At 70.2% G+C, this 23,175-nt stretch carries 19 protein-coding genes; 7 read left to right on the forward strand and 12 right to left on the reverse strand.

What is annotated here, in order from left to right:
* Positions 1-6: 6 nt before the first annotated feature.
* Positions 7-1,002, reverse strand: a complete 996-nt coding sequence (locus ACLQ2N_RS22290; protein WP_425815684.1) for an aldo/keto reductase — start codon at positions 1,000-1,002, stop codon at positions 7-9.
* A 260-nt stretch (positions 1,003-1,262) separates the two neighbouring features.
* Here ACLQ2N_RS22290 and ACLQ2N_RS22295 point away from each other — a divergent pair, with 260 nt between their 5' ends.
* The 3 genes from ACLQ2N_RS22295 to ACLQ2N_RS22305 are packed head-to-tail and all read left to right on the forward strand — an operon-like array spanning position 1,263 to position 4,479.
* Positions 1,263-2,645, forward strand: a complete 1,383-nt coding sequence (locus tag ACLQ2N_RS22295; protein ID WP_425815686.1) for a four-carbon acid sugar kinase family protein — start codon at positions 1,263-1,265, stop codon at positions 2,643-2,645.
* Positions 2,645-3,697: a 4-hydroxythreonine-4-phosphate dehydrogenase PdxA gene (gene pdxA, locus ACLQ2N_RS22300; protein ID WP_425815688.1), complete on the forward strand. Its 1,053-nt coding sequence runs from the start codon at positions 2,645-2,647 to the stop codon at positions 3,695-3,697. The genes ACLQ2N_RS22295 and pdxA overlap by 1 nt, the downstream gene beginning before the upstream one ends.
* Positions 3,694-4,479 (forward strand): DeoR/GlpR family DNA-binding transcription regulator, encoded by a 786-nt coding sequence (locus tag ACLQ2N_RS22305; RefSeq protein WP_425815690.1) that lies wholly within the window; start codon positions 3,694-3,696, stop codon positions 4,477-4,479. Before pdxA ends, ACLQ2N_RS22305 begins: the two co-directional genes overlap by 4 nt.
* 417 nt (positions 4,480-4,896) lie before the next feature.
* Here ACLQ2N_RS22305 and ACLQ2N_RS22310 read toward each other — a convergent pair whose 3' ends face one another.
* Both ACLQ2N_RS22310 and ACLQ2N_RS22315 read right to left on the reverse strand, forming a co-directional pair.
* Positions 4,897-5,835 carry an aldo/keto reductase gene (locus ACLQ2N_RS22310; protein ID WP_425815692.1) on the reverse strand — a complete coding sequence of 313 codons (939 nt, stop codon included), beginning with the start codon at positions 5,833-5,835 and terminating at the stop codon, positions 4,897-4,899.
* Positions 5,832-7,673, reverse strand: a complete 1,842-nt coding sequence (locus ACLQ2N_RS22315) for a hypothetical protein (protein ID WP_425815694.1) — start codon at positions 7,671-7,673, stop codon at positions 5,832-5,834. Before ACLQ2N_RS22315 ends, ACLQ2N_RS22310 begins: the two co-directional genes overlap by 4 nt.
* A gap of 218 nt (positions 7,674-7,891) precedes the next feature.
* On the opposite strand from ACLQ2N_RS22315, the gene ACLQ2N_RS22320 reads away from it, so the two are divergent.
* The 3 genes from ACLQ2N_RS22320 to ACLQ2N_RS22330 all read left to right on the forward strand — a co-directional run bounded on the left by ACLQ2N_RS22320 (position 7,892) and on the right by ACLQ2N_RS22330 (position 10,640).
* Positions 7,892-8,737, forward strand: a complete 846-nt coding sequence (locus tag ACLQ2N_RS22320; RefSeq protein ID WP_425815696.1) for an amidohydrolase family protein — start codon at positions 7,892-7,894, stop codon at positions 8,735-8,737.
* Positions 8,738-8,812: 75 nt separating this feature from the next.
* Positions 8,813-9,799 (forward strand): acetylxylan esterase, encoded by a 987-nt coding sequence (locus ACLQ2N_RS22325; protein WP_425815698.1) that lies wholly within the window; start codon positions 8,813-8,815, stop codon positions 9,797-9,799.
* Between the two features lie 109 nt (positions 9,800-9,908).
* Entirely contained in the window at positions 9,909-10,640 is a 732-nt protein-coding gene (locus tag ACLQ2N_RS22330; RefSeq protein ID WP_425815700.1) for a GntR family transcriptional regulator, read from the forward strand.
* Positions 10,641-10,718: 78 nt separating this feature from the next.
* On the opposite strand, the gene ACLQ2N_RS22335 is transcribed toward ACLQ2N_RS22330, so the two are convergent.
* The 5 genes from ACLQ2N_RS22335 to ACLQ2N_RS22355 form a co-directional block, all read right to left on the reverse strand.
* On the reverse strand, positions 10,719-12,716 hold the full coding sequence (locus tag ACLQ2N_RS22335; protein WP_425815702.1) for a right-handed parallel beta-helix repeat-containing protein: 1,998 nt from the start codon (positions 12,714-12,716) through the stop codon (positions 10,719-10,721).
* Between the two features lie 41 nt (positions 12,717-12,757).
* Complete coding sequence (locus ACLQ2N_RS22340) at positions 12,758-13,672, reverse strand: carbohydrate ABC transporter permease (protein WP_425815704.1); 915 nt, start codon at positions 13,670-13,672, stop codon at positions 12,758-12,760.
* Between the two features lie 6 nt (positions 13,673-13,678).
* Complete coding sequence (locus tag ACLQ2N_RS22345) at positions 13,679-14,632, reverse strand: carbohydrate ABC transporter permease (RefSeq protein ID WP_425815706.1); 954 nt, start codon at positions 14,630-14,632, stop codon at positions 13,679-13,681.
* Complete coding sequence (locus tag ACLQ2N_RS22350) at positions 14,611-15,858, reverse strand: ABC transporter substrate-binding protein (protein ID WP_425815708.1); 1,248 nt, start codon at positions 15,856-15,858, stop codon at positions 14,611-14,613. The genes ACLQ2N_RS22345 and ACLQ2N_RS22350 overlap by 22 nt, the downstream gene beginning before the upstream one ends.
* 242 nt (positions 15,859-16,100) lie before the next feature.
* The gene (locus ACLQ2N_RS22355) at positions 16,101-17,360 is read right to left on the reverse strand and encodes an alpha-L-fucosidase (protein ID WP_425815710.1); all 1,260 of its coding nucleotides are present in this window, start codon (positions 17,358-17,360) and stop codon (positions 16,101-16,103) included.
* A 109-nt stretch (positions 17,361-17,469) separates the two neighbouring features.
* On the opposite strand from ACLQ2N_RS22355, the gene ACLQ2N_RS22360 reads away from it, so the two are divergent.
* Positions 17,470-18,276 carry a ribonuclease activity regulator RraA gene (locus ACLQ2N_RS22360; protein WP_425815712.1) on the forward strand — a complete coding sequence of 269 codons (807 nt, stop codon included), beginning with the start codon at positions 17,470-17,472 and terminating at the stop codon, positions 18,274-18,276.
* 128 nt (positions 18,277-18,404) lie between these two features.
* Here the strand turns inward: ACLQ2N_RS22360 and ACLQ2N_RS22365 are convergent, their stop codons facing one another.
* From ACLQ2N_RS22365 to ACLQ2N_RS22380, 4 genes are all read right to left on the reverse strand, one after another.
* A complete protein-coding gene (locus ACLQ2N_RS22365) occupies positions 18,405-19,712 on the reverse strand; it encodes a BNR-4 repeat-containing protein (RefSeq protein ID WP_425815714.1) in 1,308 nt (435 codons plus the stop codon).
* Positions 19,713-19,893: 181 nt separating this feature from the next.
* On the reverse strand, positions 19,894-21,192 hold the full coding sequence (locus ACLQ2N_RS22370; protein ID WP_425815716.1) for a sugar ABC transporter substrate-binding protein: 1,299 nt from the start codon (positions 21,190-21,192) through the stop codon (positions 19,894-19,896).
* A 53-nt stretch (positions 21,193-21,245) separates the two neighbouring features.
* Complete coding sequence (locus ACLQ2N_RS22375) at positions 21,246-22,166, reverse strand: carbohydrate ABC transporter permease (protein ID WP_425815718.1); 921 nt, start codon at positions 22,164-22,166, stop codon at positions 21,246-21,248.
* On the reverse strand, positions 22,166-23,092 hold the full coding sequence (locus ACLQ2N_RS22380) for a carbohydrate ABC transporter permease (RefSeq protein WP_425815720.1): 927 nt from the start codon (positions 23,090-23,092) through the stop codon (positions 22,166-22,168). Before ACLQ2N_RS22380 ends, ACLQ2N_RS22375 begins: the two co-directional genes overlap by 1 nt.
* Positions 23,093-23,175 lie beyond the last annotated feature (83 nt).

The raw sequence follows: 23,175 nt of genomic DNA on the forward strand, positions 1-23,175 counted from the left end.
CAGCCCTCAGCGGTGGTACGGCGGCATGGGGCCGCGCAGGCCATTGCTTGCCTGTTCGCAGGCGTCGAGTACGTCCTCGGGGAGCGGGCCTGCCGCGGCCGCCTCCAGGTTGCTGCGCAGCTGGGCGGTGCTGGACGAGCCGATCAGGACCGCGTGGGTGGAGTCCTGGTGCAGCAGCCAGCGCAGCGCCATGGCGGCGAGCGGGATGCCGGCCTGCCCGGCCACGTCCGTCAGCCGGTCCACGGCCGCGAGGAGCTCGTCGTTCCAGTAGCGGTCGTGGTAGGCGTCGGCGAGACGGGAGGTGGTGAACCGGCCGGCGCCGGGCTTCTCCCGCCCGGAGTAGCGCCCCGTCAGCAAGCCGCCTGCCAGGGCGTTGAAGGCCATCAGGCGTATCCCGCGTGCCGTCGGGTGTGCGGCGTACTCGATGAACTCCTCCTCGATGCGGCGGGCCAGCAGATTGTGCAGCTGCTGGGCCACAACGGGCCGCGGCGCGTTCATCTCGTCGGCGAGCCGCATGAGTTCGGCCACCCGCCAGGAAGGAAAGTTGGAGACACCCAGTGCGCGAATGCGGCCCTCGGACGCCAGCTCCGCAACCGCCTCCATCGTTTCGGCCGCAGGTGTCGCATGGTCGGGCTGGTGCAGATAGAAGAGGTCGACGTACTCCGTTCCGAGCCGTTTCAGGCTGCCTTCCAGCGCGGCCCGCAGTCCCTCACGCGACAGCGGGGCGTGGCCCTCCTGGTCCGGATGCGGGATGCCGGCCTTGGTGGCCAGTACCACCCGGTCGCGTCGTGACGGCAGCAGCCCGGCGAGAATGCGCTCCGTCTCACCGCCGGCGTAGACATTCGCCGTGTCCACCCCTGTGATGCCCGCGTCCAGTGCCATGTCGAGCAGATCGGCGGCGCCCGCCCGGTCGACGGTGTCACCGAACGTCATGGTGCCGAGCACCAGAGGGGACAACGGGACGGCTATGCCCGGGAGATGGACGTCGCGGGCGGTGACCATGGGGATTCCTTCCACAAGGGCGGCGATGGTGCCGAACCCGCACGGCACTCCGGGCCGCGGGGCGTGCAGTCGACGGTGGCAGGCCTGCGCACTTCACGCAAGGGGTCTCGCGCGAAGTGCGCAGGGCTGTCATGCTGGCCGCGAAGACCTGGACCGCCGCGGGGCTGTGTCAGGGTGCATCGTGCGTGGCCCCGGCGGTCGTTCGGGCATGCCCGCAGGCGAGTAAGCCACGGGCGACGGAGGAGAGAAGGAGGCCGCACGTGCCGCCCGCGCCGCTCGAAGGGTTCGTCGACGAAGTGGGGTCTTCGCTCGTGGTGATCGCGGACGACCTGTCCGGTGCGGCGGAGTGCGCGGCCCTGCTGCCCGGCTGCCGCGCGATCGATCTCGACCCGACCGCCCCGGGTCGCCCCGGGCGGACCCGGGTCATCGACCTCGACTCGCGGCGGAGCAGCGCCGCCGGGGCGGCGCTGCTCGTGGCGCACGCGGTGCGCCGCCACGAACCGGTCGGCGTACGGCTGGTGAAGAAGGCCGACTCGTTGCTGCGGGGTCATTTCGCCTCAGAGGCACGGGCGTTCGGCCAAGGGGCGGAGGGCCTCCTGGTGATACCCGCGCTCCCCGCGGCCGGCCGGACCGTCCGCGACGGGGTCGTATGGCTGCACGGAGTCCCCCTGCACTGCACCGACGCCTGGCAGGCGGAGTCCGGACCGGCGCCCCGGTCGGTGGCCGAGGCGCTCGGCGCTGCCCTTACCGTCGCCGTAAGCCTGGATGACGTGCGGTCCGGGGCGCGGAGCCTGGAACACCGGCTGCGCTCCGGTCTCGCCGCCGGCACGGCCCTCGTATGCGACGCGGAGACGGACGCCGACCTGGACACCCTCGCAGCAGCCCTGCTCAGGCTGCCGAGGTCCGTACGGACCATAGGCGCCGGTGGCATCGTCGCCGCCCTGGGCCGGCGGTCCGCGGCCGGCGGGCAGGGCATCGGCCCCGGGGGACAGCACCCCGGCCCCGGCCGGCCGGGGCCGGATACACCCCGTCCGGTCGCCGTCGTCGTCGGCACCGCACACCGCGGCGCGGCTGCGCAGATCGCGCAGTTGTCCGCGCGCGGTGCCCAGCACATCGCCCTTCCTGCCCCCTCCCTGATCGCCGACCGCTGGAGCGGACGCCCAGGCGCACCGGACACCGGGCACCACGTCCCCGCCGTGGGGCACGTCCGCGCTCGGGATCTGTACACGGGTCCCGGCCCCGTCCGACTGCCCGCCCCGGTCACGGTGTTCAGCATCGCCGCCACCGGCACGGTCGATCCGTCGGCGGCGTCCCGCCTCGTGCGCGGCCTGTGCCGTGCCGTCGCCGGACGGCTGCCGTCGAACGCCGATCTCGTCCTCACCGGCGGCGAGACCGCCCGGACGCTACTGGACGCGCTCGCCGTCACCTCGCTGCTGCCTGTCGGACAGGTACACCACGGCGCCGCGCTCTGCCGCACCCCGCAAGGACGCGGCGTCGTCATCCGTCCGGGCAGCCACGGCGGCCCGGACTCGCTGGTGCGCATGGTCGAGGCACTGCTCCCGGACCGCATCAGCCCGGCCCGCGCCGCAATAACGCTCCGAACGCCAGAAGGTACGTACATCCCATCCGATGGAGGACCGTGATGAATGCCCCCTCACACAGCCCCGACCGCACCCGGACGGCCATGCCGGCCGACGACAACCGCCCCCTGGTCGCGGTCACCATGGGGGACGGTGCGGGTGTCGGCCCCGAGGTCGTCATGAGGGCGCTCGGCCACCCCGACATCGTCCACGGTTGCCGACCCCTGGTCATCGGTGACGCCCGCAGGCTTCGGGAGGCCGCCGTCCTCGTCGGCAGCGGCGACACCGTGGTCACGGTGTCCGGCCCCGGGGACGCCGACTGGACTCCCGGCCGCGTCAACGTCGTCGACCTGGACCTGCTCCCCGTCGGCCTGCCGTGGGGGCGGCTCGCCCCGGAGGCGGGCGAGGCCGCCTACCGCTACGTCGAGGAGGCCGCGCGGCTGGCGGTGCGCGGCGACGTCGACGCCATCTGCACGGCCCCCCTCAACAAGGAGGCCCTGCGGCTCGCCGGCCACGACTACGCCGGACACACCGAACTGCTCGCGTGGCTGACGGGCGTGGACGAGGTGTCGATGATGCTGACCACCCCTGAGCTGAACGTCATCCATGTCACCACCCACATCGGCCTCATCGACGCGGTGAACCGCATCGATCCGCCACTGGTCGAGCGCACCGTGCGCCGCGGTCACCAGGCCCTGGTGCGGGCGGGGACGGCCGACCCCGTCATCGGCGTCTGCGGAATCAACCCGCACGCGGGCGAGAACGGCCTCTTCGGAAACGGCGAGGAGGAGACGAAGATCGCTCCCGCCCTCGCGGCGCTGCGCGCCGACGGCATCGACGCCCAAGGTCCGCTTCCCGCGGACACGGCGTTCTTCCTGGCCGCCCGGGGGGACTACGATCTGATCGTGGCGATGTACCACGACCAGGGCCATGCCCCGGTCAAGGTCCTCGGCATCGAGAACGGCGTCAACGTCACCGTCGGACTCCCCGTCATCCGCACTTCCGTCGACCACGGCACCGCGTTCGACATCGCCGGAACCGGCACCGCCCGGGGCGGCAGCATGGTCGAGGCGCTTCGCCAGGCGGTCGCCCTTGCCACCGAAAGGCACCGATGACCAGTGCGGAAGCCCGCGCCAGGCGCGAAAGCATCGTGGAGCTGGCCGAGGAAGCCGGCCCGACGGGAGTGGACGAGCTCAGCGCGCGCTTCGAGGTGAGCCCGTCCACGATCCGCCGCGACCTCGCCCGCCTCACCGCCGACGGACGCCTCGCCCGCACGTACGGCGGGGCGATGGCGCTGACCGCGTCCGCCGAGACGTCCCTGCAGCGGCGTACTGCCGAGGCGGCAGAGGCCAAGCGGGCCATCGCGGCACTCGCGGTGACCCTCATCGCACCGGGCTCCACGGTCCTGTTCGACGCCGGCTCCACGGTGGCCGCATTGGCCCGCGCCCTGCGCGCAGTGGCGGACGGGGTCACCGTCGCGACCCCCAGCCTGTCCGCGGTGTGCGAACTCGGCGGGGCCGACGGCGTGCGCCTCACCTGCCTGGGCGGCCACTACCGGCCGCTCAGCCACGCGTTCGTCGGCCCGCTCACCGAAGCCGCGCTGGAGCGCATGACGTTCGACGCGGTGTTCCTCGGCACCGACGGCGTCTCGCCCGAACTCGGGATCTGCGAGGCCGACGCGGAACAGATCAGGCTCAAGGAACTGATGGCGCGCCGGTCGCACCGGGTGTACGTCCTCGCCCACGCGGCGAAGCTGGGAACTGCCCCCTTCCACGCCTGGGCCCCCTGGCAGCCAGGCTGGACCCTCGTCACCGACACCTCGGCCCACCCGGCCCTGCTCGAAGCGCTGCGCGCCCGCGACATCGAACTGCTGCTCGCGCCACCGACGTCCGACTGACCTGCGACAGCGGCGCCCAACACCCGTGCGGCCGAACGTACGTGGCCGCCGCACGAGCGGGCGGCGGCCACCATGGGAGAGGCCCGGTGCGCCTCTCCCGCCGGCCGGCGAGGCTTGACCGAGAACGCCACCCAAGCCGCGATCGACTCCGCCTGCCGCCTGCCGCGGCTGCCGGCGATCGGCAATGAGTTCAACGGGCGTTGTCAGGTTGTTGGGTGGGTGACTGTCTGATGGCGTGTCGGGGCCGCAACCGCAGCTCTTCCATGGCGGAATCTCCGCCGTCGTGGAGAGGTGGCTGTACTGGCCGCCCCGCCCAGTGGTCCCTGCCGACGGGCATGAGGGCCCCGGCAGCAGGGCCCTCACCCTCGTCGGCGTCGCGACGTCGTTCCGCCGTGACGCCCTGGTCGCCCGGCGGCGTCATGCCAGGCCGGGCACCAGCTCCGGCGGCACGAAACCCGCTTGGCCCAGCCGTTGCCACAACGTGTCCGGCACGGAAAACCGCGATGCCGCGGCGTTCGCGGTGACCTCGCCGGCCGAACGGCAGCCGACGACGACCGACGCGACGGCCGGATGCAGGAAGGGGAACTGAATCGCGGCCGCGGCGAGCGGCACTCCGTACTCCGCGCACAGGTCGCGGCACCGTCGCGCGCGGACCAGGTCCCCCTCCGGAACGGGACGGTAGTTGAACATCGCGCCGGGGGAGGGGTCGGCGAGGAGACCCGTGTTGAAGACCCCGCCGACCACGACCGAGGTGCCGGTCCTCAGACACAGCGGCAACAGCGTTCCCAGCGCGTCGTGGTCCAGGAGCGAGAACCGGCCCGCGACCAGGACGACATCCACGTCGAACTCCGCCACGTACGCGGCGAGCGGCGCAGTGTTGTTCATGCCGAACCCGATTGCCCGTACCAGACCCTCGTCCCGCAGCCGACGCAGCGCCGGGTAGGCCGATCGCCGGACCTCGTCCGGAAAGGCGTCGGGGTCGTGGAGATAGAGGACGTCGACCGACGACCGGCCCAGGCGGTCGAGGCTCGACTCCAGGGACGCGCGGATCCCGGCCTCCGTCCAGTCCGTGACGACTTCGCCCGGCGATCCGTCGGGTTTCGGCCGCAGCAGCCAGCCCGTCTTCGTGGAGATCAGCGGCGCCGTGATGCCCGCCGGAGCCAGCAGGCGACCGAGCCGGTCCTCCGCCTGGCCGTGCCCGTAGCGCGGTGCCGTGTCGAAGTACGTGATCCCCTCGCGGGCCGCGGCCTGCAGCATGGCCACCGCGTCAGCCTCGGACACCTCCTCGAACAGGCCACCCAGCGGGGCGGTTCCGATGCCCAGGCGGGGCAGGTCGAAGGGCAACCGGACGGTCACCGCGCCTCCTCCCGGAACGGGGTGCCGCAGGTCGGCCGGGTGCCGCGCAGGGTCATCGTCAGGGTCAGCCTCACCTGGGTGCCTCCGGGCAGTTCCACGCGGCAGTGGGGGCCGCCCACGTCCTCGACGGGACCGTCGTCGACCTGCGCGGTGTGCACGGTGTGTTCGGCGAACGAGCCCGCCTGCACCACCAGCGAGCACGCGGTGCCACCGAGGTTGACCAGGTCCACGACGGTGCGCTCGGGGCGGATGTCGGAGACGAGCGCCGCGACGTCCGCGGGGAGCCCCGGCCGCTGCCCGGCCGCGTCCCAGTAACGCAGATGCATGTGGGTGAGTCCCCCGTTGTAGAGCACCTGGGGGGAGCCGGTGGTCAGCTGCAGCAGCGCCTCCGTGACCACCGGGTTGAGGTTCTGCCAGTGGTGGATGTCGAGGACGCCGGGGCCCACCGCCGGGTCCACCGGGTCGTTCTCGATGGCCTCGACGCGTGCGGCACAGGAGTCGAGGGCGCTGCGCAGCATGCGCTCGGGGAAGCCCGGATTCCGGCCCTGCAGGAACTCGTACCACGGCTCCTCGTGGCCGGCCTCGTCCTTGATGCGCTGGGTGTGCACCGTGGTCCAGTCCCAGCCGGCGCCCGCACGCAGCCGCTCGATACGTTCCTGATCCGCGTCCTCCCGGCTGAAGTGCCAAAGCGAGAGGGGAAGTTGGCCGGGCATCACGGTGAAGTCGAACCAGCCGGAGTCGTTGTGCCGCTGCGGGACCATCAGCGTCCGGTCGGCGTCCATCGCGTCCACGTGCGGATCCCAGCGTTCGCCCAGGGTGCCCCGGCCGTCGGCGCCACGCTGCTCGCTCTGCCGCAGCACGGCGTCGAGCGGGTTGCGGGCCAGGTCGAGGTAGCCCTGGTCGCCGGTCAGCAGGGCCGCGTTCGAGGCTCCGACGAGGGTGGCGCTGCCCACGGGGGAGAGGCCGTGCGGCCAGGACCAGCCGTAGTGCGCGCCGTACCACCGACCGCCCAGGTACTCGCCCACCTTGCCGCTGAGGCCCGCGTTGTCGGGCACGACGTCGTGTCCGTCGAGCCGCTCCCGCCATGCGCCGACGTACTCGGACACCCAGTCCGCGTAGCGCTGCTCGCCGCTGAGGAGGAAGGCGTTCGTGGCCAGCCCTGTCGCGGCCAGATTGACGATCGTGTCACCGCGGCCCATCCGGTCCCACATCGCACGGCCGTAGGAGCGGGCGCGCTCGGGGTCGGCCGCGAGCCGGTCGAAGGAGGTGACGTCGTCCATCGCGTCGAGCGGCAGCCCGTACGGGCGCAGGGCGAGGCTCCACGGGAAGTACGGCTCCCCGTCGCCGAACCCCTCGCGCGGGCCCGCCGATCCGTTGTGCGGTGCGCGTACGACCCGGTGCACCGGGTCGTAGTTCGGTCCGCCGGGCAGATAGAAGTCGGCGAACGCGTGCGCCAGTTGCCGTAGCCGGCGGTCGTCGGGGTCTGCCAGGCAGAGGCCGTAGAAGAGCAGCAGCCCTTCGCCCTGGTGGAACCAGTCGTAGCCGCGCTCCAGCCCGTCCCGGAGCATGCCCATCTCCGTGAGCTGCGCGGACACGCCGCTCCAGTGCCGCCGTGCCGCCGCCAGGAGATCCGCGCTGCCGCCGAGTAGGTACAGCGTCGGCCAGTTGAAGAACGGCTCGTAGAAGTCGTCCACGCCATCGCGGCCGTCCGGCCCCACGCCGAGCGTGTCCCGGAATACGAGGCGGCCGTCGCCCTCGGTGTAGCGGTCGGAGAAGAGCCGCCACGCCCTGTCTTGACGGGCGAACAACTCCCTTTGGAGCGAGGCCCAGAGAGGCACTTCGGTAAGAGTGCGGGTCGCCCGGAGCCGGGGACCGGGCACGGTGACGGCTGTCATCGGCCCACCCCATCAAGCAAGTTCGCCCCACTGGTCCGCCGGTCCCTGGACATCAAGAACATCCGCCCTTCACAATCGACCATCGATAGCCGATGGTTAGACTCACCGGAGTGAGTCGGCCTGTCAATACTCGGGAACGGCACCTCAGGAGGATCCCGACCGTGATCGACTGCCATGTGCACCTGTGGGACCCGGCTCTGGGCTTCCCCTGGATCCGCCCGGGAGGCCCCCATCACCGGGCGTTCCGCATCGAGGACCTGGAGGCGTCGACGCAGGACGCCGAGGTGTCCGGCGCGATCCTGGTGGAGAGTTCCCGAGGCGACGCCGGCGAGACGCTCGACCTGCGCGCATGGCGGACCAGCCGCCCCGACCTCGTCGTGGGGTACGTGGGAAATCTGCACGTCCACGGCAAGGGCGGCCCCCGACGCTTCCGGGAGCTGCTGGCCGACCTGGGCGACACCCGGCCGAACGGCATGCGGATGGGCGGGGCGGGCTGGGCGGACTGCCCGGATTCCGCCCGCGCGCTGGTGCCGGAACTCGCCTCCGCCGGGCTGGTGCTGGAGCTCAACCTGGGCTCCGGGGCGCTCCGGGCCGCGGCAGAGGTGGCCGACCGGCACCCGGAACTCACCGTGGTCGTCGACCATCTCGGCAACCCGCCGAACCTCCGCCTGGACCCCGGGGACTGGTTCCGGGACCTGGAGCGGGCCGCCTCCACGCCGAACGTGGTCGTCAAGGTCTCCGGCCTGCTCACCCAGCAGCACGGCGTTCCGCCCGAACGGATCGCGGAACTGGTCGGGCGCGTGGTGGACGTGGTCGGGCCCGACCGGTGCCTCATCGGCTCCGACTGGCCGATCTGCCTGCCGCGCGGCAGCCGCACCCACTCCCTGGAACTCGCCTGCCTCGGGCTGGGCCGCCTCCCCGACGACGAGCGCCGGAGGGTCCTGCACACCAACGCCGTCCGGGTGTACGGCCTCGGCCGTGTCCGGCACCCGTCGGACCCCCCCTGATCCGATTACTTCGACGACCGACAGACGATGAAAATCCCACGGGCCCACCGGCCCCGACCTCAGCGGAGATGCGACATGGCCTTGTTCGACCTGCCCCTGGACGAACTGGAGCGGTACCGCCCGGCTCTGGACGAGCCCGAGGACTTCGACGTGTTCTGGCGCGAAACCCTGGACGCACAGCGGGACTTCGCTCCCACCGTGACGTTCGAATCGGTCCACAACGGGCTCGCCACCATCGAGACGTACGACGTGACGTTCGCCGGATTCGGCGGGCACCCCGTACGCGGCTGGCTGCACCTGCCCGCGACCCGCTCCGGACCGCTGCCCGCCGTCGTGGAGTACCTCGGATACGGCACCGGGCGCGGGGCCCCGCACGAGAAGACGCTGTGGGCCTGTGCGGGCTACGCGCACTTTGTGATGGACACCCGGGGGCAGGGCGCCGAGACACCCGACCCCGATCCGGCCTCCGGCGACATCGCCGTCCCCGGCTTCCTGACCCGCGGGGTGCTCGACCCGCAGCGCTACTTCTACCGGCGCGTGTACACCGACGCCGTGCGCGCGGTGGCCGCCGTACGCACCCATCCCTCGGTCGACCCCACGCGCGTCGTGGTCACCGGAACCAGCCAGGGCGGCGGCATCGCACTGGCTGCGGCGGGTCTGGTCCCGGACCTCGTGGCCGTCATGCCGGACGTGCCGTTCCTCTGCCACTTCCCGCGCGCCACCACGATCACCGACAAGCCGCCGTTCGCCGAGGTCACCCAGTTCGTGAAGCGGCACAGGGAGCACGCGGGCACGGTCGCCCGCACGCTGGCGTACTTCGACGGCGTCAGCCTGGGCCGCCGGGCGAACGCGCCGACCCTGTTCTCGGTCGGGCTCATGGACCACATCTGCCCGCCTTCGACAGGGTACGCGGCGTTCAACCACTACGGCGCCATAGCCGGGGTCGACCAGGCGGACAAGCACATACGTGCCTATCCGTTCAACGACCACGAGGGCGGAGGCCCCACGCACGAGGTCGTGAAACTCGACTGGCTGGCCAAGCGGCTGGACGGCCCGGCCTGATGTCCGGGGCCGTCCCTCGTTCTTCGTGCATCCTCCACTTGGATTCCATCGATAGACGATGAGCGCGTACCATGTCACAACTGGTCACCCGTCGCAGGATTGGGAATACATGGCATCGACCGCGTCGGCTGGATTCGTCTCCACGCTGGCCACGAACAAGGACCGGTTCCGCAAGACCCTGATCTCGGATCAGGTCTACGAGCTGCTCCGGCAGGCCGTCGTCGACGGCGACCTCGGACCGAACGACCGCGTGGTCGAGTCGGAGATCGCCCGCCGCCTGGGGGTGAGCCAGGCTCCGGTGCGGGACGCGGTCAAGCGCCTGGCCCGCGAGGGCCTCCTCATGCACGTCCCCCGCCGCGGCCACTTCGTCGTCGAGATCTCCGCGCAGGACGCCGAGTACGCCCGGCAGGTGCGCGAACCGCTGGAGCGGCTCGCCGCCCGGCTCGCCACCGAACACCTCACCGACGACCACCTCCGCGAACTCGACGCGCTGGTCGACCGGATGCGGGACGCCGTCGCCGCGAACGACGTGAGCCTGTTCCGCGACGCCGACATCGAGTTCCACACCCTGGTCAGCCGGATCGCGGGCAACCCGTTCCTGGCCCGGATGTGGGAGGTCGTCGAACCGAGCCTGCGCACGCTGCGTGCCATCTCCGACCCCCTCTTCGAGGGGGACTGGAGCGCGATGGCGGAGGAGCACGGCCGGCTCGTCGGACTGTTGCGGTCCCGCGACGCCGAATCGGCGGCCGAGGCGTTCGCCGACCACGCGGCCGGCCGCGGACCGGTCCCGGACGCGCGTGGGACGAAGAGGAAGCCGCGCGGGACCGCAGCCGACAACTGAGCCCGCGCGTCGATGGCCCGAGCCGAACATCCGGCTCGGGCCTTCTCGCGTCGGGGGTGCGGCCTTACGCGCTCGCACTCAACGGGTTGCCCCTGCCACCCATTTCGGCGCCCCGTACTGGTAGGCGCCGAGGCTCGGCACCGCATCCGTCGAGCCGTCGTTGATGCCCGGCAGCGCGATCGCCTGCCCTCGCGCGGGCGAGTCGGCGGTCAGCCGGAAGTCGTGCCCGGCCGCGTCGACGAAGAGTGGATCGGACTCCGCCGGGAGGTTGTTCGAGAGCACCAGACCGCCGTCGGTGGCACCGGTCAGTCCGCGGATGGCGCCGACGTTGTTGTAGATCTTCGTTCCGGTCGACTGCCCCGGCTCCTTGACGTAGAACAGGGTCATCCCACCGGTGTTGTTGTACACCCCGTTGTCGTGCGAGCCGGTGCCCAGACCGTTCAGCATCACGGTGCCCTCCCGGTTGCCCCAGCCCACGTTGTTCGCGATCACCAGGTCGCTCTGCCCGTTGTCGGCGTAGACGCCCGAGATCCCGAAGGTGGTGAGCGTCGTGGCCGGCTCCGGATCGTGCAGCACGTTGTGGTCGATGGACGTCCCCATCATGGAGGCGCTGCAGCAGGTGTAGATCGCGGCGACGTCCAGGCTGAGGCGGGCGTACCCCGAGATGTCGTTGTACGCGATCAGATCCTTGCCCGGGGTGAGGCCCTCCACTGTGTTCCACTGGAGGTTGATGCCGCTGCGGCCGACCCGGCTGATCGTGTTGTGGGTGACCGTCTGGCTGTTGCCCTGTACGGCGATGCCCGCCGCGTACGTCCCCATGTAGTCGACGTCGTGGATCACGTTGTTCGTGGCGGTGTTGTTCTGGCCGCGCAGGGCGATGCCGTTGCCCGCGCTCAGCGACAGATCACTGTTCATGATCGTGTTGTACGTCCCGTCGAGGACGATGCCGGTGTCGCCGACGCCGCGCGTCACCGTGCTGCCGCAGTCCGTCGCGCCGCGCGTGATGTCGGTGTAGTGCGACAGGTACGTGCCGTCGATCGCGTCCAGCGTCACACCCGTGCTGGTCGGTCCCGTCCTGATGGTGGAGGCGAACAGCCCGATGCCCGCCACCGTCGTGTGACTCGTGGCCGTCAGGTCGAAGGCCAGGGTGCGGGTCTTCGCCTCGATGGTGTGGGCGGCCGGGCCGTCCTCGCTGTAGAGGTACAGACGTCTGGCGGCGGGGTCGTAGAACCACTCGCCCGGGCGGGAGAGTTCACCGATCTTTCCGGCGAGGGCGTACCGTGTCTCCTTCGGCACGATCTTGTGCGCGCACGGGGGTGCCACGTCGAGCGTCACCGAGCCGACGGCGGAGCTCTTCACCGTGCCGGTCGCCGAGATGTACCAGTAGCCGGTCAGGGCCCGCGCGCCGTCCCAGTACCCCGCGGGCCGGGTCAGGGCCGCGTCGGCGATCGTCGCGTCCGCGCTCCCCGTGTCCGCGTACTGGAGCGCGGGGTCGAGCAGGTCGAGCCCCGGGTAGGGCCACTGAGCCTCGACGCCCGCCTTCCCGTCCGTGAAGACCTGCACGGTCGTCACGTCGGAGCCCAGGTCGACGGCTGTGCTGTAGACGTGTCCGGCCGCCACCGCGGCGCTGAACGCCGAGTCCTGGGCGTACGGATCGGTCTCGGCGATCCGGGCGACGTCCGCGCCGGTGACGGGCGTGAAACCCCGCACCGGCGCGGTCCCGCTCAGCGTCACCTCCGCCCCCGGCGCTGCCCGGTAGGTGATCGGCAGCGCAGCGGTGCCCGACCGGGCCGGCACGACCGTCTCGGCGTACGTACCGGACTGGATCAGACAGGTGTCGCCGGGCCCCATGACGTCGGCACACCGCTGGATGTGCTGGAACGCCTGACCCGCGCTGGTGCCCGTGCGGGAGTCCTGGCCCGACGGGCTGACGTAGTAGACCGCGCCCGCCCGGGACTTGTGCGGATGCGGGTGCGCGGCGGCCGGAACGGCGGCCGTCACGACGGCCAGCGAAGCGAGCAGGGCGGCTGCGGACCACGAGCCCGTACCGGGGCGTGGCCACCATCTCCTCGACACTGAATGGTCCTTCTTTCTCCAGAGGGAAACGATGCGCCCGCTCATCCCTTCACCGCGCCCACCGTCAGACCGCTGATGATGTGGCGCTGCATGTAGACGAAGAAGATGATCACGGGTGCGACGGCGAGCAGAAGGTTGGGGAACACCTTCGTCAGATCGGTGGAGTACTGGCTGATGCCCGCGTAGATCGCGGTCGTCACCGTGTAGTGACCGGACGACGGGCTGAGCAGGATCTGCGGGGAGATGAAGTCGTTCCAGATCCCGATGGAGTTGAGGATCAGGACGGTGACGAGCGCCGGACGCATCAGCGGGAAGATGATGGTCCAGAAGGTCCGGTAGCGGCCCGCCCCGTCGATCGTGGCCGCATGGTCGATGTCCACCGGGATCGCGCGGATGAAGCCGACGAAGAGAAAGATGCTGACCGGCAGGGTCGAGGCCACGTCGTGCGCGACCAGGCCGGTCACGGTGTTGGCGAGCCCGACCTCGCGCAGTACGTAGATCACCGGGATGATCACGGCCGCGCCGGGGATGAACGTGCCGGCCAGGAAGTACAGCAGCACCAGCTGCGTCCGCCTCTTGAGGCTCCGCGCGATCGCGTACGCGGCCGGTCCCGCCAGCGCGATGCAGAGGACGTCCACGGTGACGACGAGGAAGAGCGTGAAGCCGTAGCCTCCGATGACGTTGTACTGGGGGTTGCCGAGGGCGGCGGACATGTGTTCGAAGGTGAGACCGCTCAGCGGGATCGAGAAGGGGCTGTCGAGGATGTCCTGTTGCGACTTGAAGGCGTTCACGACGAGCAGGTACACCGGCACGATCATGACGAAGAACAGCAGGCCGAGGAGGACCCGGCGCAGCGGCGAGCGGGACTCCCGCCGTTTCGCCGAAGAGACCTCGCGGGCGGGGACCGGTGCGGTCCGCGGCCTGTCGTGGGCCCTTCGTTCGGTGACGACCACCATCGGCTCCTAACCGGTCGCAGCTTGGTCTTGGCGGTTGCGCAGCGCGGTCACGACGAGGGCGAGCGCGGCGGAGACGACCATCAGGAAGACCGCCTGGGCCGTCGCGTAGCCGACCTTGGTGCCCTCGAAGGACCGGGCGAGAATGAGGTAGGTGAAGGTCTGGGTCGAACCCGCCGGACCCCCGCCGGTGAGGCTGACCACGATGTCGTACGCCCTGAGCAGGCCGACCAGGTTCAGCACGGTCGCCACGGTGACCACGGGTGCGATCATCGGGATCACGATGCGCAGATTGGTCTGCCGCCTGGTGGCGCCGTCGATCGCGGCAGCCTCCAGAAGCTCGGCCGGGACGGTCTGCAGGGCGGCCACGAACAGGACGACGTTGAAGCCGAATCCGGCCCACACGATGACGCCGATCAGCGTGTACAGCGCGTACCGCTCGTCGAAGAGGAAGCCGATGGGCTCCATGCCGAACTTGGCGAGCGTGTTGTTGACCGCCCCGTTCGTCCCGAGGATCGCCGCCCACAGATAGCCGAGGATCAACGCGCTGATCACGTGCGGGAAGTAGGCCACCGCGCGGAAGAACGAGTTCGTACGGGACCGCCCCTTGAGGAGCAGCGCGTACACCAGGCCCGCGCCCACCATCAGGGCGGTGCCGATCACGGTGATCAGCGCGGTGACGTACCAGGCTTCCGTCGAACTCGGGTCGTCGAAGAGGTGCTGGTAGTTCTCCCACCCGATGAGCCTCGCGGGGGAGAATCCGTCCCAGTCCGTGAAGCTGAGGTAGACCGCCACGCCCACGGGCACGATCGTCAGTACCGTGTACAGGAGCACGGCCGGGCCGATCATGCCGAACGTGACGGCGGCCTCGCGGAATCGGGCCCGTCCGCGGCCGGCGTCCGCACGCGGGGAGGCGGCGACGGAGCGCCGCGTCCGCGGCGTCAGTTCTGCGAGTTCCACCACTTGTCCAATCCGCGAGCGGCATCCTTCGCGGAGGTGCCCGTGTACAGGGACTGGATCTGCGTGTTGAGCTCGTCACTGAACCCGGCGACCGGCTGGTTCTCGCCGGACTTCACCAGCACCGACGGCGTCGCGTCGAGGATCTTCTGCACCGCGGTGCCGAGGCTGGACATCGGATAGCTGAAGCCCGGGCGCAGATTGCCGTCCGCGGCGAGCTGGCTGCGGATCGCTGCCTTGTCGGTGACCAGCCACTTCACGAACTTGATCGCCTCGGCCTTGTGGTGCGACTGGTTGACCACCGTGTAGGAGTTCGCCACGTTGCCGAACTGGCCGGACGGGTAGGCGCCGTCGGTCGGCATCGTGAAGACACCGATCTCGTCGCTCTTCTTCGCCGCGTCCGCCGCGGGCACGAAGAAGGACCCCATCATGTACATCGCCGACTTGCCGTTGAGGAAGGACGTCTGCCCGTCGGCGTACGTCAGCCCCAGCGCGCTCTTCTTCAGGTACCCCTTGTCGATCCACTCCTCGTAGCGCTTCAGGTACGGCACATAGCCGCTGTCGGCGAAGGAGACCTCGCCGTCGTTGCGCTGCTTGATCCACTGCGGGTTCTCGGTGAGCACACCGGCGTCGGCCATCATCGAGAACTGACCGCCCGTCACCCACTGGCCGGCGGTCTGCAGGGGCTCGTAGCCCGCCGACTTCACACGGCCCATGGCGGCGGTGAACTGATCCAGCGTCCGGATATCCTTCGCGTCCACGTCGGCCTTCGCGAAGGCCGCCTTGTTGTAGAAGACCAGCGACTGGATCTGCTCGCCCACGCCGACCATGTACGTCCTGCCGCCGACGGCGTACTGATCGACCAGCGGTGTCTCCTTCGCCCACGGCTGGTCGGACAGGTCGGCGAAGAGCTTGGCGGTGTCGGGGGTCGGGACGATCTGCTGGGCGACGTCGGGCGGGTCGCCGGCCGCGAGGTCCTGGGTGAGCTTGGCGTTGGCCGAGACGGTGCCCGTCAGCTCCAGCTTCACGTGGACGCCGGGATGGCTCTTCTCGTACGTGGCGAAGAGGCCCTTCCAGTACTGCTCCGTCAGGTTGGGCGAGATGTTGACGATGATGCGGAGAGTGGTGCCCCCCGCGGCCTCGTCGGACCCGCTTCCTCCGCAGGCGACGGCGGTTGCCATCACCAGCGGAGCCATGGCGAGTGCGGAGGCTCGGTGCCACATGGTTCTCATCGGACACGCTCCATTGCGTAGTCATGAATAATCGATAGCCGACGTGCAGTGCAGGCGTTCGTTCGGGTTCGGTGCGAAGGGGAGGGGGCCGCGTCCGAGCGGTGCGGGCGGCTTCCGGTAGGCGTGGCGATAATCGCCTATCGATTGCTGATGCTAGGGGTGGCATCCCGCATGTTCAAGGGTGCTGCCGAAACCGCTTTCCTTCCGTCGTCCCGCTGCCCGGTCACCGGTCCCGGACTCCGTCATGAGTCCAACTCGGCGTCCGTCAGGAAGAGTTCGATGACCGGCGGCAGTACGTCGGGCCGAGCGGTGGGCAGGGTCAGGGTCAGGGTGCCCGGCGGCTGGCTCGGCGGGGCCAGGTTGTTGTGCTCGTGGCGGGTGCCGTCGACCTCGTGGAAGCCGATCTCCGAGCCGTCGTGCAGCAGTTGGGCGTAGCGCACACGTCCGGCCAGGCCGGGAAGATGGAGGTGCCTGAGCGGCCAGGCGAGCAGGTGCAGATAGAGGCGGCGGCCTCTCTGTGTGTAGAGGGCGTTCGCCGGAGCCCGGAAGGGGGACGGTCCCGCGCCGTGCACGGCGCGGGAGTGCGTGGTGCTCCACTCCCCGATGGCCCGCAGGGTCTCCCGCGCCCGCCGGTCGAGCGAACCCCGCCCGTCGGGGCCGACGTTGAGAATCAGATTGCCGCCGCAGGAGACGGACTGGACCAGCATGCGGACCAACTGGGACGGGTCCTTGTAGTCGTGATTGTCGCGGTCGTAGCCCCAGGAGCCGTTGAGCGTGTGGCACGCCTCCCAGCGCACCGGCACTCCGCCGCGCTCCAGTGGCCGGTCGGGCTGGTACTGCTCGGGTGTCACATAGTCGCCGGGTATGCCCAGCCGGTCGTTCACCAGGATTTCGGGCCGCAGCGCGCGGACCGTTTCCATGAGCTCCTCCGCCCCCCACTGCTCCGGCCCCATGCCCGGATACGTGAAGTCGAAGAACAGCAGGTCGATCTCTCCGTAGGAGGTGAGCAACTCGCGCACCTGGCCCCGCATGTACGTCCGGTAGCCCGCCAGGTCCGCTGTCTCCCGCGCGCCCGCCGAGCCGCGCAGCGGATGGTGCTCGTCGACCGGGAACCCGGAGTGGTGCCAGTCGAGGAGCGAGTAGTAGAGGCCGACGCGCAGGCCCTCGGCGCGCATCGCCTCCGCGAACTCCGCCACCAGATCCCGGCCGGCCGCGCGCACCGAGGTGTAGTCGGTCAGCGACGAGTCGAAGAGGCAGAAACCGTCGTGGTGCTTGGCGGTGAGGACGGCGTAACGCATCCCCGCTTCCCTGGCGGCGCGCGCGAGTTGTCGCGCGTCGAAGAGGTCCGGGTCGAACCGCTCCAGATAACGGTCGTACTCCGCTTGGGACATGGCCTCCCTGCTGCGTACCCACTCGTGCCGCGCGGCGAGGCTGTACAGGCCGAAGTGGACGAACAGTCCGAAGCGGGCGGTCTCGAACCAGCCGTCGGATGCAGTGGGCACGGAGGACTCCTGACGGTTTGACAGCACTAATCGATAGGAGGTTATCTACCATCGATAGACGATGGTGTCACTGGTGTTGCGTGCGGAGAGCGCGCGGAGAGGCACGGACATGAACCCGAGCAACCAAGAAGCGCCCGCGGCGGGGGAGACCCCGGTCTACGAGTCGATGCGGTCCCCGGTACACACCGCGTCCTACCGGAGGCCGACCCGGCGGATGGTGGACGCGCTCGCGGACGTGAGTGCGGCGACCGCCTGCGCGAAGCTCCACCAGATGGGCATCACCCGCACCTTCATCGACGGGCCCGTGCCGCTGCACCGGGAGCCCGAAGTCAAGGTCACCGGTGGCGCGGTGACCCTGCAGTTCCTTCCGCAGCGCGAGGACGTCTTCAACGGTGCCGAACAGGAGGACATCGAGCGCAAGACCCCGCTGTGGGGGGTGCTGGAGTCGATCCGGCCCGGCGACGTGCTGGTGATCGCCGCTCAGGGGAGCCACTTCACCGGCTGTCTCGGCGACATGCTGGTGCGCTACTTCAAGTTGCGCGGCGGCGCCGGAATCGTCGTGGACGGGCGGGTGCGCGACGCGGCCCGGATCCGGGCCCTCGGTGTGCCGGTCTGGTGCACCGGCGTCACCCCGCACTACGCCTCGCAGACAGAGCTCTTCCCTTCCGCGTTCAATGTTCCGGTCGGTGTGGGCGGCACTCTGGTCACGCCGGGGGACCTGATCGTGGCCGACGAGGACGGCGCCGTGGTCGTACCGCAGGAGCGGGCGGTCCCGCTGGCCGAGGACTCGCTCCTGCACCAGGACCGCGAGGCGTTCGCCCGCCGCCGCCTCGACGAGGGCGGTCTGCTCTCCGACTACTACCCGCTCACCGGTGCGGGGCTGGACGAGTACCTGGCGAGCAGGACGGCGACCTGACCGCCCGCGCCGTGCTCACCGTCCGCGGAGACGGTGAGCACGGCGCGCTCCAGGGCGCGTTCCGGAAGACCCGCCTGTCGGGCGACGCCGGCATCCGCGCTCGCCGCGTTGCCTGGACAGTCCTTAGATCAACGGACCCCGTAATAGAGGGAGGTGTGCGCGGTGTCCGGAAGATAGAGAACGTCGTGACCGTCCGAGTCCTGCTGCACCGCGAGCCGGTCCGCGCTCACACCCGGAGCGGCGGACTGGGCGGTCCAGGCCCCGTCCGCCGACTGCGTCGCGGAGTAGACCCGGTCGGTGCCCGAGGTGGTCACGTAGTAGATCCGCTTGAGCTCCGTCGCGTCCCAGGTGATGCCGAGTGCGGCCGCGGTCTGACCGCCGGCGTACACCAGCTTTCTCACCCAGTCGCTGCCGCTCGGATAGGCGTAGTACACGCGGAAGTCGCCGCCGCTGTCGGCCGAGCGGTAGCGGTAGGCGACCTTCGGGGTGGTGCCGTCCAGGGTGAGCTTGGCGCTCTGCACCGCCGGACCGGTGTAGGCGTTGTCGTTGCTCCACTCCTCGCCCGAGGTGAGGTCTTGGATCACGTCGGAGGTCGCGGGCGTGACCGGGGTGGTCACGGTCGCGCCGGTGCTGTCCGCGAAAGCGCCGGTCGACGGGTCGTAGGTCAGGTACGAGAGCTGGTGACGGAACGCGGTCGCCGGCGCCTTCGCCCACTCGTAGAGGAGGTGGACGCGTCCGGAGACGTCCACCGTGATGTCGTCGGGGTACACGGAGCGGTTCAGCGCGCCGGCGAAGGTCGCGACCGTGCTCCAGCTGGAGTTGGCGTTGTCCCAGCGGTACAGCTTGCCGGGCCGCTGGTCGGAGCCCGCACCCACGCGAGCGGCCAGGTACAGGTCGCCGTTGGGTGCGGTGGTGACGACCGGGTAGGTGATGCCCACGCCCTGGTCGGGCAGTTCGGACGCGTGGTCGGTGATGTCGCCGCCGGGGGCCTCGGTGCGGTAGTAGCGCCAGGCGTTGGCGTGCATGGAGGTGAAGACGTGCAGCCGGCCGCTGCCGTCGCGGGCGACCGACGGCTGGTTGTGTCCGTTGTCGTCGGCGAACTCGGCCTGCTGCCCGTCGCTGTTCAGCAGCGGCAGCCGGCTCCAGACCCCGTCCGGATCACGCCGGGCGATGGCGGGCCGGTGCGTCGCCGCCGTCGATCCCGGCTCGTTGAAGGCGAAGTACGCGTACTGGCCCCGGCCCTTGTACGTGGCCACCGGCGTCCACCAGGCGGCCTGGTTCGACGAGTCCATCGCGTACGGGACTCTTTCGATCGCCGTCGCCGCGGCTGCCGCGCCCTGCGGGGCGTCGGCCGCCCCGGCGGCCGGTACGGCCAGGAGGAGGGCGGCCAGGGCCGTGGCGGAGGCGGTGTACATGCGTACCGTGGGGCGTCGCATGATGAGCTCCTTTGCTCTTCGCGGGTGCGGGCGTGGAGAGTGCGCGGACGGCGGCGGCCCGGGGGCCGGCCGGCGCGGTCGTCGTGCGGGATGGAGCACGGGGGCGGGGCCCGGCGAGGGCCGTGCCGCGTTCGCCGGGCCAGCCCGGAGGGCGGTGCCGCAGGCCGTGTCTCCCCAGATCTCAGCGTTTGATGAGTGCGGCGGCCTCCTCGCCGGCCCGCTTCATCGCGTCCTTCGGCTTCGACGTGCCGACGAGGACAGCCTGCACCTGCTTGGCAACGGCCTCCTCGATCTGGGCGTTCTGCGCGAACTGCCAGAACGGGCTGCCGGTCGCCGTCTTGGTGATCTTGCTCGTCCACTCCGTGGAGAAGGTGTCCTTCGCGACCTCGGGAGCGGCCAGACCCGCGGTCGTGGACGGCGGCAGGGCACGCTCGGCGAAGTACTGGGAGGTGGTGGCGAGGTCGGTGGTGGTGTGCAGCGCGAACTCGGTCGCCGCGTCCTGCCCCTTGCCCTTGACGATCGCGATCACACCGCCCCACAGCAGCGCCTGCGGCGTGTCCCCGGCCTTGAGCACCGGTCGTTCCACCGGCTGCATGGCGTCGGCCAGCGTCTTGTCCTTCGACTGGGCGGAGGTCACGCCTTTGCCTATGATCGCGTCGTCGTAGAAGGCGGCCTTGCCCTGCCCGAACAGGGCACGCGCGTCGAAGCGGTCCACGTCGGCGGCGATCAGCTTCTCGTCGTGCAGCTTCTGGTACCAGGTGACCGCGTCGATCGAGGCGTCGTCGCCGATGGTGACCTTCCCTCCGTCGAGCAGCGTGCAGCCGAAGGTCTGCATCCACGGGAAGATGTCCTTGAGCTGCGCGACCTTGGTGGCGGCGGCATACGGCACCACACCACCGCCGAGCCCCTTCAGCTCCCGCAGCGCGGCCTCGAACTCCTCGACGGTGGTGGGGTGCTTTTTGATGCCGGCCTTCTCCAGGAGCTTGGAGTTGGCGATCAGACCGATCGATCCGGTGTTCCACGGCAGCCCGTACTGCTTCCCGTCGTACGTGCCGCTGCTCAGCGCCACGTCCGTGTAGCCGCCCTTGCCGGCCACCGTGCCGAGGTCCGCCAGCTTGCCCATCTGCGCCATCGCGGCGAGCCAGGCGATGTCGAGGTGCACGGCGCCCGTCGTCTGGCCGCCGCCGAGCTTGAGGGTGAGCTGGCTCAGGTACTCGTTGTACGGGTAGGAGACCGCGCGGATCTTGGAGTCGTGGGCCTTCTCCCAGGCTGCGATGATCTTCTCGATGGAAGGCTTGGCGGCCTCCTCGTTGAGCGACCAGGAGGTGAAGTCGAAGTCCTTGGACTTGGTGTCGCCGCTGGTCGCGGAGCCGGCGCCGGACGGGGCGCAGGCGCCGAGCACACCGGCGCCCGCCACACCGAGCGCGCCGATGCCGAACATGCGCAGCGCGCCGCGCCGGCTGATGCCAGAGGTGGTCATGATGTCTCCATGGGGGAGTGAGCGGGAGGGGCGGTGCGGGCGGGGCCCGCGGTTCAGCTCTTCACCGAGCCGGCGGTCATGCCGCCGACGAGGTAGCGCTGCAGGAACATGAAGGCGACGATCACCGGCACGGACACCACGAGGGAGGCCGCCATCAACTGGGGCCAGGCGGTCTGGAACTCGCCGATGTAGGTGGAGACGAGGCCGGGAGGCAGGGTCTGCTTCTCCTTGTCGGCCAGGGTCAGCGCGAAGATGAAGTCGTTCCAGCCGCGGACGAAGGCGAAGAGTCCGGCGGCGATCATCCCGGGTGCGGCCAGCGGTGCCACGATCGAGTGCAGCGTCCGCCACCGGGACGCGCCGTCGATGGACGCGGCTTCCAGCAGGGCGTCCGGAATGGTGTCGAAAACACCCTTCAGCATCCAGACGCACAGCGGCATGGTGAACGTGGTGAAGGAGAGCACCAGGGCGGTGTACGTGTTGAGCATGCCGAAGCTGGAGAACACCGTGTACAGGGTGACCAGCAGAAGGGCCTGGGGGAACATCTGGGAGGCCAGCACCAGGTGCATCAGCGACCGCCGGCCCGTGTAGCGGAACTTGGAGAACGAGTAGCCCATGTACGTGGCGACCACCACGCTCAGCACGGCCGTGATCGAGGCCACGATGAGCGAGTTGACCATGTACTTGATCAACTGGTCGTTCTCGGCCAGGGCCGTGAAGTTGTCGAGCGTGAGGTCGGTGGGTATCAGCCTCGGCGGGAACCGGAACGTCGACTCGGGGGTGCTCAGCGCGGTGGCGAGCAGCCAGTAGACCGGCAGCAGACCGAAGGCGCCGATGACGACGACCGCACTCCAGGCGGCGATCCGCGAGCGCAGCAGATCCTTGCGCATGCGGCGCCGGGTGCTGCCCCCAGCCCGGGTGGCCGACGATCGGGACCGGTCCACGGCGGACAGCGGGGTGGAGGTGGTGGAGGTCATCAGGCGTCGCCCTTCCGCTCGGTGATCCTGAGGTAGACGACGACGAGGAGCAGCAGGAGCAGCATCCACAGTCCGCCCAGCGCGGTGGCCCGGCCGATGTCGAAGCCCTTGAACGCGGTCTGGTAGACGGCGGTCGCGAAGGTCTCGGTGGTGCCGGCCGGACCGCCGCCGGTGAGGACGTAGATGGTGTCGAAGTGCTGGAAGTTCCAGATGAACTCCAGCAGGAGCACGATCGAGGCGACACCGCGGACCTGCGGCCAGGTGACGGCGAAGAAGCGCCGGATCGAGCCCGCCCCGTCCATCGAAGCCGCCTCGTGCAGCTCCCTGGGCACGGTCTGCAGGCCGGCCAGGAGCATCACCATTATCCAGGGGAAGCTGGCCCAGGTCTTGGTGACGATGACGGCGAGCATCGCGGTGCCGGGCTGCCCGAGCCACGCCACGGACTCCTCGATGATCCCGGCCTTCATGAGGACGCCGTTGAGCACCCCGTAGTTGGCGTTGAAGATCCACATCCAGAGGAAGGAGACCACTACGCCCGGGATCACCCAGGGGAAGAGGAACAGACCGCGCAGGAAGCCGCTGCCCCGCAGACCGGTGTTCAGCGCGAGCGCCAGCGCGAAGCCGACCACGAAGGGGACGAGCGTCGCGCCGACGGTGAAGACCAGCGTCTGCTTGAGGATGGTGAGGAAGTCGCCGTCCAGCCAGTACGTGAAGTTGTCCAGGCCCACGAACTGACGGCCCGGCAGTCGCAGGTCCTGCTTGAAGAAGCCCGTGAACAGCGCCGACAGCAGCGGGTAGAAGATGATCGCCGCGAAGAGGGCGAGTCCTGGTGCGGTCAGCAGCAGGGCGAACGCACCGTTGGAGAGCCGCCCGCCCGTCCGCCGGCGGGGCGGGGGCGCCTTCTGGGGAGGTGCGGCCGTACTCATGGGTCAGTCCTCTCGAACGGTGCGGGAGCGCCGGGCCCGTGTGAACGCCAACCCTGCTCCAGTGAATGCAAGTTGCAGCATGC

Source organism: Streptomyces sp. DT224 (genome assembly GCF_049844595.1).
In the GTDB taxonomy this organism is placed as follows: domain Bacteria; phylum Actinomycetota; class Actinomycetes; order Streptomycetales; family Streptomycetaceae; genus Streptomyces.